The following is a 15,697-nucleotide window of genomic DNA, read 5'->3' on the forward strand; positions in this document are numbered from 1 at the left end:
TTTATGAAAGTGCTTACATTTTTGAAGGCGGCAAATGGAATAAGATCAGACTGAAGTGAGCGCATGAAATGTTACGGTTTACTTCTTCAGCTAATTCTTGTACCCGTATGCTGGTTGCTCTCAAATTTTAATTCTTTCCTGCGATTCCGACAATAGTTCAAATAATGGCTGCATGAAAAGGGGAACTACGAGAACGAAATGGACAAAGAAATGTACGGGATCACCGCTCATGAAGCTGAAAAAGCCCCTGAATTATCAGGGGGCATGAATGGCGAAGCTGATATGTAAGATGCATGGCTTGTCCATACCTGGTGTTAAATCCCGTAGAAGCGTTTGGTATTGTTATAGAATAACTCAAATGCTGCTTCCAGCTTGATTCCTGTAACATCACACCAGGCGCGGATCACGTCCTTTACCATTCGAGGATGCGTCTTCTGCGCGGCAAAAGGGCCTTCAAAAGGCCAAGGGCCATCCGTCTCTGCCATAATCTGATCGTGGGGATAGATGCTGGCAAGATCCTGAATTTCTTTTTCATATACGATGTCGGGTGTAAAAGAGATGAAATATCCGTTCTTCGCCATGCGTATGACTGTGTGCTCTGCACCCTTGAACCAGTGGAAATGCGCTTTGGCATAGCGATGAGACTCCAAGAGCTCGACAGCAATGTCTGCGTCCTCATAAACGGCATGCAGAATGATGGGCTTATCGTGCTTCTTGGCGAACCCGATGAACTTGTCCAGCATATCGATGTAGGGCTGCATCTTCAGAGACTTACCATCGGCTTCGGCTTCCAATCTCGTGTAGTAGGGCAGGCCGACTTCACCTACGGCGATCATGTGGTTCAGATGCTCTTCCATCCACTCAAATAATGCTGTTAGCTCCGACTCAGAAGGGACGGGCTGCTCCGGATGATATCCATACGCAGGATAGATCACTGAAGGAGAGGAGGCCGCTAATTTCTCTGTTCTCTGGCAGGAGACAAGATGGGTGGATACAGCAATTACAGCCTCCACTTGATGCTGTGCGAACGACAGACGCAAGGGCTGCTTCTCGTCTTCATACTGATCCAGGTGAATATGCGAGTCAATGACAGGCGCTAAATCCTCTTCAGACTGCTGCATTACGCTTATCACCTCCTAGTGATTTACTTCGTGTTCGGCGGATAAGAGCCGGCATTCACCGGCTGTTTACGTCTTTCCTCCCGCATCCATTCGGATATTTCACGCTTCAAGCGGAGAAATTGAGGGTCCTCTGTCAGCACTTCCTGTCTTGGTCGGACAAATGGGACCTTCACCTCATGGAGTACGGTGGCCGGGCGATTCGAAAATACATAGATCCGATCTGACAGCAGAAGCGCTTCTTCAATATTATGCGTAATGAATAGCACCGAACGCTTCGATTGCTCCCATATCCCGAGCAGCCACTCCTGCATCTCGCTTCTCGTCAGTGCATCGAGCGCACTGAACGGCTCATCGAGCAGCATAAGCTCCTGTGGACTTAAGAGCGCACGCAAAAAGGCAGCCCGCTGCTGCATTCCGCCTGACAGCTTGTGTGGATACATATCTTCAAAGCCGCTCAGACCAGCCTTAGCCATCCATTGCTGCGTGGATCGTGCATCATCTGCTCCTTGCCTGCTGCGGAACTTAGCAGGCGCAACCTCGCTGCCGAGCTTGATGTTATCCGCGATGGTCCGCCATGGGAGCAGGGCTGGCTGCTGTGGCATATAGCTGATATTGCCACGAGTTCCTGTTACCACTTCTCCGTCCAAGCGGATTGTTCCTGCATCAGGCTGAATAAGTCCGCCAATGATTTGAAATAAAGAGCTCTTTCCGCTGCCCGAGGGTCCGATAATCGAGACGAATTCACCCTGGCCAACCGTAAGTGATATGTGATCAAGGACATGAAGCTGCTGCTTTTTCTGACGAAATGATAAGCGGATGTCTGACACTTCTAATAAAGGATGCATTAGGATATCCTCCTTTCGTAATTGGATAAGATTCATCGACTCAAACCGTCTTATGAACCCGATTTTCTATGATCATCTGTCTTATAGCGGATAAGCGCTCTCTCCAGCATAGCGATGATGGCGAAGAGGAGCAGGCTCAAGAGGACGATAATAGCCATGGCGACGAATACCCGGTCTGTCCGATAGGCTGATTTTTGCAGCATCATATAATAGCCGATACCCTTGTCTGTCCCGATCCATTCGGCAATGACTGCACCCATGACGCTGTAGGTTGCTGCGATTTTGAGTCCTGAGAAAATGGATGGGAGCGCGTGAGGCACCTCCAGCTTGCGAAAGATCTGCCCCTTGCTGGCTCCGGCCATTCTCATGTAGCTCAGCATCGCGCGGTCTGTTTGCATCAGTCCGTCCATAGCAGATACTGCGATCGGAAAGAAGCAGACGAGTGTAATCACAATGATCTTGGGCAGCAGACCAAATCCGAACCAGATCATCAGAAGCGGGGCGAGTGCGATCGTCGGTATATTCTGGCTAAGGATGAGTAGTGGATACAGGGCCGTTTTCATAAATGGAACCAGATGCAGCACCATGGCTGTCAGAAGACCGATCGCAGCGCCGATGCCGAAGCCGAGCAGAGTAAGCTGTACAGTCGCCCAAGTATGTTCAGTAAGACTTGCAGCTTGTGCAGCTGCTTCACGGGTAATATCAACAGGACTTGGCAGAATCCACTTCTCAATGTGAAAAAGCGGCACGGCTATTTGCCATACCGCCAAAAAGAGGATGACCGCCGCAACAGGCGGCAGCACATTTCTTACAACACGCTTCATGATGGATACTTCTCCGTTAGTCCTTCCATGCTGATTCCGCTTGGGTAATGGGCAATCTTGATTTGTGAAATAATGCTCGGGCTGCCAGCCTCAATGAGTACCTCATGAACTCTCTGCACAATTTGGAGCAGCTCAGGAAGCTCGCCCTCCAGCGTCGTTTCAAGGGGATGAACCTGATATTTCACCCCGGATTGCTGTATCACTTCAATGGCACGGTCTACATAAGGGATCGAATCTTCTCCATTAGGTGTCTTCGGAATGACTTGAATACTTAGCAATGTTTGAGCCATATGGGTCACCAACGCTTTCTTTAGTAATTATTGTTGTGGCAGAAATTCATTCGTAAAAGCTTTCTCGACATCCAGCGGCTGGTCCAGCAGCTCGTGCTGAGCCATCCAGTCGGAATAGTTCTGCCATACCTCTGCCTTTTGCTCGCCCCAGCGAGCGGCGTCATCCTGATATTTCGGACTGAGCCATTTCTGACTCTCAAGCACGAGCTCCTTGTCGAGGTCAGGCACGGCCTCGCTGAGTATCGCTGCGGCTTCCTCTGGATGATTAATTGTATATTCATAGCCTTTGGTCGTTGCGCGCATGAAGGCTTTGACCAGCTCCGGATCCTCGTCAATGGTCGCCTCATTCGTAATAAGTACAGGTGTATAGTAATCCAGCTTCTCGGAATAGTCCTTAACGTAGAACATATCGATCGGTTCCCCGCGAAGCTCGGCTTCAATACCCGTCCAGGCGTAGAAGATCCAGGCAAAATCGATGTCTCGCTTCGTTGCGGTGAAGAAATCGGCATCTCCCATGTTTACATTGTTCACTTTGCTTACATCCGCACCTTCAAGACCCATAATTGTATCCAGAACCGCTGAGTCAATCGGGTTGCCCCATCCTCCATAGGTTTTACCCTCGAAGTCCTTCGGAGATTTAATATTGCGGTCGGCAGGAGCTGCAAAGCCGGAAGTATTATGCTGAATGACAGCAGCAATGGATACGATCGGCACGCCTTGTGTCCGTGCTTGGGTGACCCCTTCCTGATAGCTTACGCCAAATGGAACCTCACCAGAAGCAACCATCGTATCTGCACCGGCCTGACCGGGCTGAATAATCTCGACATTCAGACCTTCTTCCTCGTAGAAGCCTTGACTTACTGCAGCATATAAGCCCGTATGATTCGTATTTGGCGTCCAGTCCAGGACGACCTTGATGTCGCGGAGGCTATCGCTCGCTGCCGGCTCCTCCGAGCCTGCACCAGATTCCTCATTCGATGTGCCGTTATTGCCGCAGGCAGTAATGATCATCATGAGTACCGCCAGAAACAACATTCCTAACTTTTTGTACACGTTTCTCTCTCCTTTTCAACTACCCCTATTCTTGACGAAATTTCCATAATAACTCCTATAAGTTCAATTGAGGCTACCTTGATAGCCATACTGATAAGGGAGATCGGATAGAGTGCAATGGCATTCTTGCGACCATAATAAAAAAAGCGTCCCGGATAAGGGACGCATGCAGACGTAAGGGCTAAGGGCTGTCTAAATATAGAACAGCACACTCGAATTCTCTCCATTCCTACGCTGGCATTACCCAGATCAGGTTTAAAGGGTACGTATCTAACACGCTTTCACGGATACTATCTCAGCCGGCTAACCCAGCACCCCTTGAGGTTGAATATGAAGTTTAGGACATTTCAGAAGCTAATTATAGCCCTCCTTGGCTGGAAAGTACAGCATAATCCAGAATAAAATCATTGTAATATGGAAATGTCTAAATTATAATACCTTTAATTGAAAACGTGAAAAAATGCCTGTGAAGAGCATCCAACTCGGAGGTATTCTCGCCAAGGGAAGGCGCTAGTCTTCCCCTAAGTTAATCGGCACCGCCCGTTATCGCGGAACCAAAGTGATTGAAGTGGAACCTAATGCTGACCGCATGAAGTCTGCTTCAATAAATTGGGTGGCACCGCGAGCATAGAGCGCTCCTCGTCCCAACGGATGAGGGCGCTCTATGTTTTTTTTCGCTTGACCAATTTAACTTAGGGGTGACGACAATGCTGGACATGAAATGGATAAGAGAGCATGCTGCACAGGTTCAGGAAGCAGCGGATTGGAAGAAGATAGACGTATCTATAGACGAGCTGCTAACGTGTGATGATGTACGTCGTGAGCTGATGACGGAAGTGGAGAAGCTCAGGCAACAGAGAAATATGGATTCGGAGAGAATAGGGCAGTTGATGAGAGAGGGGAATCGGGAGGAGGCAGCGACTGCTCGTGAAGAAGTGCGGCAGTTGAACGGGCAGATTGAAGAAGCAGAAGCAAGGCTAGCCGAGGTGACGGACCATTATACTGCGCTGCGGCTGCTCGTTCCGAATATCGTATCTCCTGACACGCCCCGAGGACAGAGCGATAAGGATAATGTCATTGTAAGACAGGTCGGAGAGGTCAGTGATCCTCAATTCTCGATCAAGGACCACATGGAGCTTGGAGAGCTCCATGAGCTCATTGATGCTCCGCGTGGAGTCAAGGTTGGCGGCTCGCGCAGCTACTATTTGAAGGGAGACGGCGTTCTGCTGCATCGCGCCGTTCAGCAGCTTGCGCTGGATATCGTGATGAAGCATGGCTTCGTGCCGATGGAGGTGCCGATCATGGTCCGGGAGGAGGCGCTGGAGAACACGGGATTTTTTCCAACCGGTCGTGATCAGACTTATGAGCTTGCAGGAGAGGACAAATTCCTGATCGGTACTTCAGAGGTTCCGCTCATCTCGTATTATGCCGGGGAAGTCATTGAAGTGGCAGCACCCGTTCGGCTTGCGGCCGTATCGACAAGCTTTCGGAGTGAAGTGGGCTCAGCAGGACGTGATGTACGCGGGCTCTATCGGGTGCATCAGTTTGCCAAAGTAGAGATGGTCGTACTGACAGAGGCTGATCCGGAGGTGTCGGAGCAGGCGCTCCAGGAAATTACAGGCTACGCAGAAGAGCTGCTGCAGGCGCTGGAGCTTCCATACCAGGTCGTGGCAGTATGTACGGGCGATATGTCACAAAAGACATATAAACAGTACGATATTGAAACCTGGATGCCTAGCCGGGGCAGCTATGGGGAGACGCATTCCTCATCGAACCTGCATGATTTTCAGGCACGCCGCTCTAATATCCGCTATCGGGATAACGAAGGTCATTTGAGGTATTGCCATACATTGAACAACACGGCCGTGGCCTCGCCAAGAATCCTGATTCCACTTCTCGAGAATCACCAGCAGGAGGATGGCAGCATTTATATACCGAAGGCGCTCCGCCCTTACATGGGAAATCGAGAGAGACTGGTTCCCGTCCGGCAGGATGAGAGTTAAAGGATGTATTTGTTTATTCGGCTAAGGACCAGCTTCCTGGTAAATGAGTAAACGGTGTAAGTAGAGGTTTAGAGGTTTATTTTAGGTAACGACGGGTTCAACTTTCAGGAGCAGGGTACACTAATAATAGAGGGTGTATTTTTGAAAGGAGACCTGAAGTGCGATGAATAAAACAGATCTGGAACAACATATTATACAAGCTATTGAGGACAATCCGTATTGCTCGCTTGCAACAGTGGAAGGCGGTAAGCCGAAGGCAAGATATATGGCTGTCTATAATGACGGTCTGAGCATTTATATGGCGACTAACCGTTGTACCCACAAAGTAGAGGAGCTGGAGGATAATCCGAATGTCAGCCTGCTGCTCGGCTACGAATCAGGCGGAACGAAGGACCTGCTCGAGATCGAAGGTACTGCAGAAGTGAGCCGTAATGGTGAACTCCGTAAGCAGCTGTGGAATAACAATATGGAAAAATGGTTTACAGGACCTGATGATCCCAATTACGTTATCTTGGACATTACGCCTAAACGGATTGAGTATACAGGCAAGGGTCAGGATATGCAGGTATGGGAAGCGTAATTTGATGGTTTGCAGGATCAGCGGATCATCAAACGGTGGACATTCAATACGACAATGAGAGAAGAGCAAGAGAGGCTTACGGAAGCTTCTTTTGCTCTTCTTTTTTGTATGAATGTAGTTAAGCCCTGATCAGTATAAGGACATATAACGTGGATACTCGACATACTTATGTCAAAATATATAACGTGTTCGTTGTAGAATAAAGTCATTTTTGTATGTGTTAAATAAAAATAAGTCAGAACGTTGTGCAGTGAACAAAAACTTCTCTCTTTAACACTTCTAAATATTGGTATAAAATATCAGTTAGCAGTATATTTCTTCCAAGGGAGGTCTTGGTGTCAGGCTTGATGACAGCATAGATTCTACATAAAGTGAGTCAGTGGCAAGAGAATGAAGGACCTAATACAGGAGGGGTACATTTTGAAGAAGAGGAATACATTATTGGCAGGGATGGCCACGGCAGCCCTGTTGTTTCAGCTCTTTGCCATTCCAGGACAACCGGTGTCCGCAGAGGAAGCAGCCAAGGTTAAGCTTCGTATTCTCGAAACGACAGATATTCATGCCAACCTGGTAGACTATGACTATTATACGGATAAAGCGATTGAGACCTATGGTCTGGCTAGAACAGCAACACTGATCAAGCAAGCACGCAGTGAAGCGAAGAACAGTATGCTATTTGACAACGGGGATCTTATTCAAGGCACGCCTCTGGGTGATTACGTAGCCAAGGTTAAGCCGCTGAAGGGGGATGAGGTCCATCCGGTATATAAAGCGATGAATCTGCTTGACTATGATGCGGCCACACCTGGGAATCATGAGTTCAATTATGGACTGGAATTTTTCGATCAGGTCATGAAAGGGGCAGAGTTCCCTTATGTGAATGCTAATATTTATAAGGACGACGGCGATAAGGATGAGAGCAATGATGTGAACCATTATAAGCCGTACGAAATTATTGAGAAGAAGGTAACGGATGAGTCCGGTAAGGAGCACACGCTCAAGGTTGGGGTCATCGGTCTCGTTACTCCTCAAATTATGCAATGGGACAGTGCATACCTTACAGGTAAAGTGATCACCAAGGACATTGTCAAAACGGCAGAGAAATTCGTACCTGAGATCGAAGCTGCAGGGGCAGATCTCATCGTCGCTCTGGCACACTCGGGTTATGACGAGAATCCACCTGCAGAGATGGCAGAGAACGCGGTACTTCCGCTTAGTGAAGTGGAAGGCATTGACGCAATTCTGTTCGGACATGCCCATAAGATTTTCCCAAGTGCTGCTTTTGAAGGAATGAAGGGCATTGATCTGGAGAAAGGAACCATCAACGGAGTTGCTGCTGTTGAGCCGGGGGCATGGGGAGATAATCTTGGTGTCATTGATCTGGAGCTTGCGCAGGTGGATGGAGAATGGGAGGTAGTCAATTCGGCAGCCGTATCCCGTCCAATCTACGATTCAGCCAATGCTAAATCGCTTGCGGCACTGGATAAAGAAATAGCGGCTGCGGTACAAGCGGAGCACGAAGCAACCGTGGAGTACGTGCGAGGTCCTGTAGGGGAAACCACCGCGCCGATCACGAGTTATTTTGCGCTGGTACAGGATGATCCATCCATTCAAATCGTAACCAATGCACAGAAATGGTATGTTGAGAACAAGCTAAAAGGCACAGAGTATGAGGGAATTCCAGTTCTGTCCGCAGGGGCTCCATTTAAGGCAGGCGGACGCATGGGCCCGGACTATTATACAGATATTCCGGCAGGTACAATCGCAATTAAGAATGTCGCTGACCTATATGTTTACCCTAATACCGTTCATGCAGTTGAGCTGACTGGAGCAGAAGTGAAGGAATGGCTGGAATGGTCCGCAGGACAGTTCAATACCATTGATCCATCTAAGAGTGGAGAGCAGGAACTCGTGAATGTTGACTTCCCGACATACAACTATGATGTCATTGATGGTGTAACCTACGAGATTGATGTGACGGAGCCAGCGAAATATGACAGCAAAGGCAACGTCGTGAGTGCCTCTTCAAACCGGATCAAGAACCTGAAATACGAAGGCAAAGCAATCGATCCTGAGCAAAAATTTATTGTAGCGACAAATAACTATCGTGCAGGCTCCAGCAAGCTGGCAAATCCGGACGGCAAGCGTATTATTATGGCTGCTCCAGATGAGAGCCGTCAAGTCATTATTGACTATATTGCACAGAACAAGACGATTAACCCGTCTGCTGATGGAAACTGGTCATTCGCCAAGGTATCCGGTACGCCGGAAATTATCTTCAATACCTCTCCTGCAGCCAGCAGCATAGTTACTGCCGATGCGAAGTTAAGCGGGGCAATGACTTATCTTGGTGACAATAAGGATGGCTTCGGCAAGTATTCCCTAGATTTATCCGGCGGTACAGACACGGCCGCTCCAGAAGCTCAAGAGCCGGAAGCGGAAGAGACGCCGGCGAAACCAAAACCGACAACTCCAGCACCGAAGCCGGAGCCTAAGCCTGTGAAACCGGAAGCGGGCAAGGAACGGGTGTATGTCATCAAGAAAGGGGACAACCTGTACCGAATTGGTCTGAAATATGGCGTTGATTGGAATGCAATCGCCAAGGCAAATAAAATAAGCAATGTGCATCAGCTGCAAATAGGTCAAAAAATTATTATTCCTGCATCGTAAGATGCAGGAACGAAACTGAAAACCGTACCCGCAAGAGGCCAGGTGCTGGCCAGCGGGTACGGTTTTTTGTGCGGAAGGATTATTTCGAGGCAGAGCAGTGCTTGAACGTAGATGTGTTGATTGTTATTTGTTGTAACATAAATCACTGATGCTTTAAGTTAAAATGAAAAAAAGATAAAATAAATTAAAATATTTTCCAGTTTTGACTGTTATTAAATATGTAGATACATAAATTATCTATAATTTAAGTTAAGGAGGGTAGCAGTTTATAAACCCAACCAATAATAAGGAGAGGATTCTCAATGTTCAAGAAAAAGATCTTAGCTTTGACAGCAGCAGTTCTCTTAACCTTATCAATGTCAGTAGCCAACGCAGAGACTTTGTCTGATAGCAAAAATACTTCTAACCCTGATAGAGTCAAGAATATTTTGAAGCAAGCTGCTGAGCTTGATCAATCTGGTGCTTCGCTGGAAGAGGTTATTTCTTTTAAAGAGAGTCAAGGGTTACAAGTGCTGGATGTAAGTGAGGTTTATGTTGATCTTTATGGCAATGAAATTAACCCAAATGGTATTGGTACACTAGCCCTCGATGCTGCTTATAGAAAAATAACAAACACAATGGACTATGATCCACAGACTGGAGAATACAATATTTATGGTAAGATTGAACATATTGCGGATTTAGGTCAAGGATGGATGCATGAACCACATCCTGCAAGTTATGATGTTGTATCTGCCGACTGGAATTCAGACCTTCTACAATATAGATCCTGGGGTCTTCTTTCTGGATCTTCCTCGAACTTTTGGCTGAATGATGCAACCCAAAGGGAAAAGGGCAGCCTTTTATTTAATCTTAAAGATAATTTTCCAGGAGGTACTTCCATACACTTCTATGTGGAGCTAAGAAAAGCGGGTTCTAAAACGGGAACTACCTCAACGCAGATAAGATATACTCATACGTATGACAAAACAGCTAAAACAACCACGTATTCAGGGAATGCATCCTATCAATGGGGTAATCCAGGACCTTCATTTGGTGTAACTTATACAGTTCTAACAACTCAGGTAGAAGCCAACTGGAGTAGATCAGGAACAACCAGTTTCTCTGTAAGATAAAATACTTCTGTAAGAGACGAGAAGGGAATGAAATCTGAAATCTCTTCTCTTCTCATTTCTTTTAAATTATATATTTATTAAGGAGGATCATATGAAATTTTATAAATCACATCATTTTATACTTTCAATTATGATTATCTTCCCACTTGTTCTGATTGGGTGTTCTGAGAAAAACTCTTCTGAAGAATTAACTTTGCATGTTGGAAATAAGTATAACCTCTCGTCAAATTATGCTGATAATATAGAAAATAACTTCAATTTTTTCTCTTTGATTATCAACATTGATAATGTAAATGAAGCCTTCTATTATTCTGAAGGATTCATAACAACAAATGATGATGATTATAATGTTATGTTGGAAGAAGCCCTTAGAAATTTGTACAACGATCAAGAGGCATATCTGGATAAGATTTTTTTAATTAATAAAGAAATAAGAGAAAGCATACTCTATCTAAACGATTACTTAGAACGTGCTGCTGAAACACAATCATTAGAAGTAAAATGGGATCTTCTACGAGAGAAACTAAAAGATCTTAACACTCTACTTATATCTAATGATAGCTCACACTTTTCTTTGTATAACTTGATAAGTTATCCGGAAGATTGGATCAATAAAGAAGATATTTATCAGGTAAAACTTAATGAAATTAATAGTATTGTTTATGCAATAAAAGAGCTGAGTATTGCTGAATAAACATAAGCAATTATATTAGGAGTGGATGAAGTCTAAACAAAGAATCCTCCATCATTACTTATCCTTTACAGTACCAAGTAACACTATATCTCTTTTAGTTGTTAACGTAGTGCTGCTCTAGATTGAGTTCAATATCTTTTATGGTTTTGCTCCGCTGCCCCCCAGTTACAGCTTCCCCAGCCTGTCAGTATATATTTGATTCGGAATATACGCTTTAGCAATCTCTTTTATTTATCCCCTTTCTACTAATTATCTACTTCTTCTGTATCACATAGTTTTGATTGGTGCAGGAGAGAATGGTGGATATACGGTGCAACGTCTAACTAAGATGATGAGTAGTGCATTTAATAATGTTCCATCCTTTCTTATGATTGCTGATCCGGATACTGTAGAGGAAAAGAACATTCTGCCGCAGCCTTTTATCCCGTCGATATTGGGCTCAAGAAATCCGAGATTAGCTAAGCGATATGGCGGTATATACGGTTAAAGATCGGTTCTTTCTCAGATTCTTATATTGAGTCGGTAGAACAAATAGAAAAACTTTTTTTTCTGACGGATTACCGGCATAAGCCTGAACAATACATTCAAAAGATACTTATAGGTGCTGCAGATAATGATTTTTCAAGATACATCATGAATGATTACTTCGATTGGACGGATGATATCATTTATGATGCCGGCATCGAGGGGGATGTTAAGTGAGCAGCAACAAGATTAGTGGTCTACCGAGGAACTAAAGGACCACATAGATAGTGGCTATTCCGGTCAGATTGTTGTAGGACTAAAAAAAGACGGTAAGGAGATCTTACCGCCTCTAAATGGGGTTTACATTATAGATGCGGAAGATGCTATCCCTCCGTCTCACAACTGTGGGTTAGAGCCTTATCAACCACAACGGATGATCGCCAATGACCTGGGTGTGGTGTGTCGATCACTACGGTCGGACATTGACCTAGACAATGGTGGTTACGTAGATGCCGAGCGGCGTACTTGCACTGCCTGCCGTCATGTATTTGAAGCTGTAGGAGCTCTCACCCGGCGGAACCGTAATGTCCGCGATCGGGCTGAGCTGGGTGTTGTTACGCAGAAGCGGAATTCCATAGGTCTTGCCATCAATCAGGGCAGCTCCGGCAAAGGCCCCGCCTCGAGGATTGACACGTATGCGCACGGACGCTTCACTGTCCGTCTCATTCAGAATCGGAATGGTCACCTGATAGACTGCACCGAATTGCCCGCGGTTCGTCAGGGAGTTCGGCAGCGTACTGTTCTCAGCGGTAAACAGCAGATCAGCCGGCGCTTCTCCCGTGAGCTTGGTTCCTGCACAGGTGCGGTAGTTCGCACTTTGACCTACCCGATATACAGGGGTAACGGCATCTGTTTCAGAGAAGGTCCAGCTGCCACGTGGATGTGCTTGAGGCGCGGGGCGGGGCGGTACAGGCTCTGTCGTAATTTCGCGCAGATCCTTGTCCAGCAGTTTTGAGGCGACAGTACGAATCTCATAATCCTGACTGCCCTTTCCATCGGCATGCTCCACTGTAAACTCATAGATAAATCCTGCGAGTACATCCTCCTCAATAATAAATTCCTCGATCAGCGCCACGCCGGTACCGAATTTGTAATGATCGACAGGCTTAATCCGGTCAAGTGTTCCGCCGAGGCAGGACTTGGCGATGCACTGCCCGACATCTATAATCCAGCTGACTGTAGACGGTCCGAGGATCAGATCTCTTTCAATATGACGTACTTCAATCCGATCCTTGTCTTTATTCTCAATCGTCACACCCAGCTTAACAGGAGCACCAGTGCGGTTGTAATGCCATCCAAAAATACGATGCTTTACAGAGCGTTTTGATGTTTTGACTACGTCATGCCAGAGTGTTCCGTACTCCACCGGGAAGCTCTCGGCAGTCAGAGTCTCCGGGTTATCGCTCACCATCAAGCGTCTTTCGTCTCCTCTTGAAGCAGAGGCAATATCGATATTGATGTTCCCCGGGACCGTTAAAGTTTCTACAGGCAGATTGGTTTGTTTGCAGCTCATTATGTTCATCCTCCTACAATGTTTTTTTGTTGTTCTTGAAACAATTTCATAGTACCTTTTGCAATGAGCTATGAATTTGTTTCACTTATAAAGGAGTTTTAACCGTTCTTTTTACAACCTATTACACAAAAAAAGTTTTAAAACATTTTTCTACATCGAGAATGCCGTGAAAATTCAATAAAGAACAGCCGAGCAGCAGTACATTCTAGCGGTAGGAGATTAGAACTCTATTTTTGGGACTTGGAAGAAAGAGGGGGATCGATTATAATGTGCTTAAAAATAGGAACAAATGTTCTTATTTTATTAAATCGAAAGGTGGTATGAATATGGTTCAGACCGTTCAGTATTATCAACAGGAGCTTAAACGTATCGCTTGGCGTCTTGGTTATCGGGCCCGTTCGGAGCGCCGCAGGGAGATGCCCATCTTGCTCGAGCAAGTACATTTGTCTGCAAACTCAACTGAGCAGGAAGTCGACTCGAAGCTGTACGTTGAATATCTGCTGGGGCTGATTCCCTCCGAGACAGGCAAGCGAGTGGTTCGGCTGTTCTATATAGAAGGACATAGTGAAGCAGAAATATCCAGACGAATGAATATAAGCCAGCAGGCGGTGAACAAATGGAAAAGAAAATCGATCCAGAGCATATCCCAGAGAATGAGTTCTTAAAACTGGTGGCAGGTGTGAAGCACGGAGATGAAGACAGTATGACCCGCATTATCGAGATGTTCGAAGAAGATATGCGGATTCTAAGCCGGTATATTCCGATGCCCAAGGAGGATGCGCTGCAAAGTATGAAGCTAGAATTGATTGAGCTGATCAAGAACAGCACCTTGTATGATGAAGAGGAGAGTAATGAGAAGAAGGGATCGGAAGAGAAGGAGTAGAGGAGGAAGTGTAGTCATTATGGTGGTTTATAGTGTTTATACTGTGCACGAATTACCCGCTGCCCGGGAGGACTGCGGGTACACTATTTTTTGCGCTATTATAAGTGAAATAGTGCAAATAAAATCACCAGCTCACAAGCTGATTTTTAATATCGATAATGAGTTGTTAACTGTAATGCAAACGTTTGAACTGATGTCTGCACGATGTGTGCAGGTGTTTACGTTTCGCAAATGACTATGTGGTTCTCATCACATTATACATGGAAGACTGTCTAACCATTAATCGATGCGGAATGATGTGGCGCTTGCAGAACAGTGACTTGTCATCTCCTTGGATCGCTTGGATGAGTGCCTGTGAGGCCACATATCCAAGATGGTATATCCCAATGTCTACACTGCTTAGTGGAGGACTGTACAGCTCCGAGACTGCGTTATTGTTAAAGCTGACAATACATAAGTCTTCAGGAACCTTATAGCCCAATTCATTTAACCCGCGAAGAACACCGAAGCTCACCACATCATCAATGACGACAAGTGCAGTTGGGCGTTCGGGAAGCGTCATGAAAAATGACATGGCACGGTACCCGCTTTCCTGCAGGAAATCATCTTCGACAATCCATTCTGATTTGGTAGAAAGTCCCGCTTCATGCATGGCTTTCTTATAGCCCTTCATCCGGTCTTTGGATACAATGAGGTTCTTTGGACCGCTGACAAAGCCTATTCGTTCATGGCCGAAGGATATGAGATGACGGGTTGCATCATAGGCGGCCTGTACATTGTCCGTATCGACTGATAATACATCCTGATACTGTTCATTACGTCCCACAAGTACAAATGGGAAGTCCAGATTATGCAAATATTCTACAACAGGATCATTTTGCCTGGAGTGAAGCAGTACCGCACCGTCAATTCGTCCGCCATGAACCAGTCTTCCAACGGCTTCGACTTCCTCCTGCTCATTAGCCCCCGAGCTGATCACAATATCGTAGCCTGATTTGTTGGCCTGAGATACAATTCCACGAATAAGCTCCATAAAGAAGGTGTTAAGGAACAGCTCTTCTGCCGGTTTGGGCAAAATGACACCAATACTTTTAGTCGTTTTGGATACGAGGCTCTTTGCCATCATGTTCGGATGATAACCCAGCTCCGTCATGATCGTTCGAACCTTACTGGCTGTCTTCTGACTGATTCTTGGATGCCCGGACAAGACACGGGATACCGTGGATGGTGATACCCCTGCCATTTTTGCCACGTCTTTGATCGTTACCGCCATTTGTTTCACCTCCTCCGTGGAACCGTTTGCGTTTTACCGATTATGTTAATCCATGAATTGCATATTTGTAAATGAGATTTTTTGTCCGTTATGGAGATCGTCATCAAAAATGAGTTAATTTGATAAATCGCCAGTAAAAAGCCTATAAACCCACATGATAAATTTACCCCGGATTATAGAACTATAAATATTATTGGTATAAAATACCTAGGATTCACAAGCGGTATAGTTAAAAAATGAAGTAAATAGCAGTATAGAAACGGATAATGAAGATAACAAGGTAATAATATGATTGAAATGATCAAATA

Annotated in this window: 15 protein-coding genes and 1 riboswitch; of the genes, 8 read left to right on the forward strand and 7 right to left on the reverse strand. The window is 45.8% G+C overall.

Annotation, left to right across the window (positions count from 1 at the left end; translation table 11 throughout):
* Positions 1–314: 314 nt before the first annotated feature.
* Genes TCA2_RS09555 through TCA2_RS09575 form a run of 5 tightly spaced genes read right to left on the reverse strand, consistent with a single transcriptional unit; the run spans position 315 to position 4,115 of the window.
* Positions 315–1,121 carry a TatD family hydrolase gene (locus TCA2_RS09555; protein ID WP_047911377.1) on the reverse strand — a complete coding sequence of 269 codons (807 nt, stop codon included), beginning with the start codon at positions 1,119–1,121 and terminating at the stop codon, positions 315–317.
* 23 nt (positions 1,122–1,144) lie between these two features.
* Positions 1,145–1,966: an ABC transporter ATP-binding protein gene (locus tag TCA2_RS09560; RefSeq protein WP_238546334.1), complete on the reverse strand. Its 822-nt coding sequence runs from the start codon at positions 1,964–1,966 to the stop codon at positions 1,145–1,147.
* A gap of 50 nt (positions 1,967–2,016) precedes the next feature.
* Positions 2,017–2,790, reverse strand: a complete 774-nt coding sequence (locus TCA2_RS09565) for an ABC transporter permease (protein WP_047911379.1) — start codon at positions 2,788–2,790, stop codon at positions 2,017–2,019.
* Complete coding sequence (locus TCA2_RS09570) at positions 2,787–3,080, reverse strand: MTH1187 family thiamine-binding protein (RefSeq protein WP_047911380.1); 294 nt, start codon at positions 3,078–3,080, stop codon at positions 2,787–2,789. Before TCA2_RS09570 ends, TCA2_RS09565 begins: the two co-directional genes overlap by 4 nt.
* A gap of 27 nt (positions 3,081–3,107) precedes the next feature.
* On the reverse strand, positions 3,108–4,115 hold the full coding sequence (locus tag TCA2_RS09575) for an ABC transporter substrate-binding protein (RefSeq protein WP_047911635.1): 1,008 nt from the start codon (positions 4,113–4,115) through the stop codon (positions 3,108–3,110).
* Positions 4,116–4,342: 227 nt separating this feature from the next.
* Positions 4,343–4,462, reverse strand: a riboswitch (TPP riboswitch).
* Positions 4,463–4,840: 378 nt separating this feature from the next.
* Here TCA2_RS09575 and serS point away from each other — a divergent pair.
* From serS to TCA2_RS27165, 6 genes are all read left to right on the forward strand, one after another.
* Positions 4,841–6,136 carry a serine--tRNA ligase gene (gene serS / locus TCA2_RS09580; RefSeq protein WP_047911381.1) on the forward strand — a complete coding sequence of 432 codons (1,296 nt, stop codon included), beginning with the start codon at positions 4,841–4,843 and terminating at the stop codon, positions 6,134–6,136.
* A gap of 163 nt (positions 6,137–6,299) precedes the next feature.
* Complete coding sequence (locus tag TCA2_RS09585; protein ID WP_047911382.1) at positions 6,300–6,716, forward strand: pyridoxamine 5'-phosphate oxidase family protein; 417 nt, start codon at positions 6,300–6,302, stop codon at positions 6,714–6,716.
* A 390-nt stretch (positions 6,717–7,106) separates the two neighbouring features.
* Complete coding sequence (locus TCA2_RS09590; RefSeq protein ID WP_370510327.1) at positions 7,107–9,386, forward strand: bifunctional 2',3'-cyclic-nucleotide 2'-phosphodiesterase/3'-nucleotidase; 2,280 nt, start codon at positions 7,107–7,109, stop codon at positions 9,384–9,386.
* A 302-nt stretch (positions 9,387–9,688) separates the two neighbouring features.
* Entirely contained in the window at positions 9,689–10,501 is an 813-nt protein-coding gene (locus tag TCA2_RS09595) for a hypothetical protein (RefSeq protein WP_047911383.1), read from the forward strand.
* 91 nt (positions 10,502–10,592) lie between these two features.
* On the forward strand, positions 10,593–11,195 hold the full coding sequence (locus tag TCA2_RS09600; RefSeq protein WP_047911384.1) for a hypothetical protein: 603 nt from the start codon (positions 10,593–10,595) through the stop codon (positions 11,193–11,195).
* Positions 11,196–11,505: 310 nt separating this feature from the next.
* Entirely contained in the window at positions 11,506–11,682 is a 177-nt protein-coding gene (locus tag TCA2_RS27165) for a hypothetical protein (protein WP_193746018.1), read from the forward strand.
* Positions 11,683–12,147: 465 nt separating this feature from the next.
* Here TCA2_RS27165 and TCA2_RS09605 read toward each other — a convergent pair whose 3' ends face one another.
* Positions 12,148–13,233, reverse strand: a complete 1,086-nt coding sequence (locus tag TCA2_RS09605; RefSeq protein ID WP_337999895.1) for a hypothetical protein — start codon at positions 13,231–13,233, stop codon at positions 12,148–12,150.
* A gap of 326 nt (positions 13,234–13,559) precedes the next feature.
* On the opposite strand from TCA2_RS09605, the gene TCA2_RS09610 reads away from it, so the two are divergent.
* Together TCA2_RS09610 and TCA2_RS09615 are read left to right on the forward strand one after the other, a co-directional pair.
* Positions 13,560–13,898, forward strand: coding sequence for an RNA polymerase sigma factor (locus TCA2_RS09610; protein WP_081872357.1), 339 nt, complete (start codon positions 13,560–13,562; stop codon positions 13,896–13,898).
* Positions 13,850–14,116 (forward strand): hypothetical protein, encoded by a 267-nt coding sequence (locus tag TCA2_RS09615; RefSeq protein WP_047911386.1) that lies wholly within the window; start codon positions 13,850–13,852, stop codon positions 14,114–14,116. Before TCA2_RS09610 ends, TCA2_RS09615 begins: the two co-directional genes overlap by 49 nt.
* A 235-nt stretch (positions 14,117–14,351) precedes the next feature.
* On the opposite strand, the gene TCA2_RS09625 is transcribed toward TCA2_RS09615, so the two are convergent.
* Complete coding sequence (locus TCA2_RS09625; RefSeq protein ID WP_047911388.1) at positions 14,352–15,389, reverse strand: LacI family DNA-binding transcriptional regulator; 1,038 nt, start codon at positions 15,387–15,389, stop codon at positions 14,352–14,354.
* Positions 15,390–15,697: the final 308 nt, after the last annotated feature.

It is taken from the genome of Paenibacillus sp. TCA20, from assembly GCF_000732325.1.
GTDB classification, from domain to species: Bacteria; Bacillota; Bacilli; order Paenibacillales; family Paenibacillaceae; genus Paenibacillus; species Paenibacillus urinalis.

What these genes read in the sequence shown, in the direction of transcription:
- TCA2_RS09555 (WP_047911377.1), bottom strand. Translation starts at nt 1,121, where the DNA reads ATGCAGCAGTCTGAAGAGGATTTAGCGCCTGTCATTGACTCGCATATT.
- TCA2_RS09565 (WP_047911379.1), bottom strand. Translation starts at nt 2,790, where the DNA reads ATGAAGCGTGTTGTAAGAAATGTGCTGCCGCCTGTTGCGGCGGTCATC.
- TCA2_RS09615 (WP_047911386.1), top strand. Translation starts at nt 13,850, where the DNA reads ATGGAAAAGAAAATCGATCCAGAGCATATCCCAGAGAATGAGTTCTTA.
- TCA2_RS09625 (WP_047911388.1), bottom strand. Translation starts at nt 15,389, where the DNA reads ATGGCGGTAACGATCAAAGACGTGGCAAAAATGGCAGGGGTATCACCA.
- TCA2_RS09590 (WP_370510327.1), top strand. Translation starts at nt 7,107, where the DNA reads ATGAAGGACCTAATACAGGAGGGGTACATTTTGAAGAAGAGGAATACA.
- TCA2_RS09575 (WP_047911635.1), bottom strand. Translation starts at nt 4,115, where the DNA reads ATGTTGTTTCTGGCGGTACTCATGATGATCATTACTGCCTGCGGCAAT.
- TCA2_RS09570 (WP_047911380.1), bottom strand. Translation starts at nt 3,080, where the DNA reads ATGGCTCAAACATTGCTAAGTATTCAAGTCATTCCGAAGACACCTAAT.
- TCA2_RS09605 (WP_337999895.1), bottom strand. Translation starts at nt 13,233, where the DNA reads ATGAGCTGCAAACAAACCAATCTGCCTGTAGAAACTTTAACGGTCCCG.
- TCA2_RS09600 (WP_047911384.1), top strand. Translation starts at nt 10,593, where the DNA reads ATGAAATTTTATAAATCACATCATTTTATACTTTCAATTATGATTATC.
- TCA2_RS09585 (WP_047911382.1), top strand. Translation starts at nt 6,300, where the DNA reads ATGAATAAAACAGATCTGGAACAACATATTATACAAGCTATTGAGGAC.
- serS (WP_047911381.1), top strand. Translation starts at nt 4,841, where the DNA reads ATGCTGGACATGAAATGGATAAGAGAGCATGCTGCACAGGTTCAGGAA.
- TCA2_RS09610 (WP_081872357.1), top strand. Translation starts at nt 13,560, where the DNA reads ATGGTTCAGACCGTTCAGTATTATCAACAGGAGCTTAAACGTATCGCT.
- TCA2_RS09560 (WP_238546334.1), bottom strand. Translation starts at nt 1,966, where the DNA reads ATGCATCCTTTATTAGAAGTGTCAGACATCCGCTTATCATTTCGTCAG.
- TCA2_RS09595 (WP_047911383.1), top strand. Translation starts at nt 9,689, where the DNA reads ATGTTCAAGAAAAAGATCTTAGCTTTGACAGCAGCAGTTCTCTTAACC.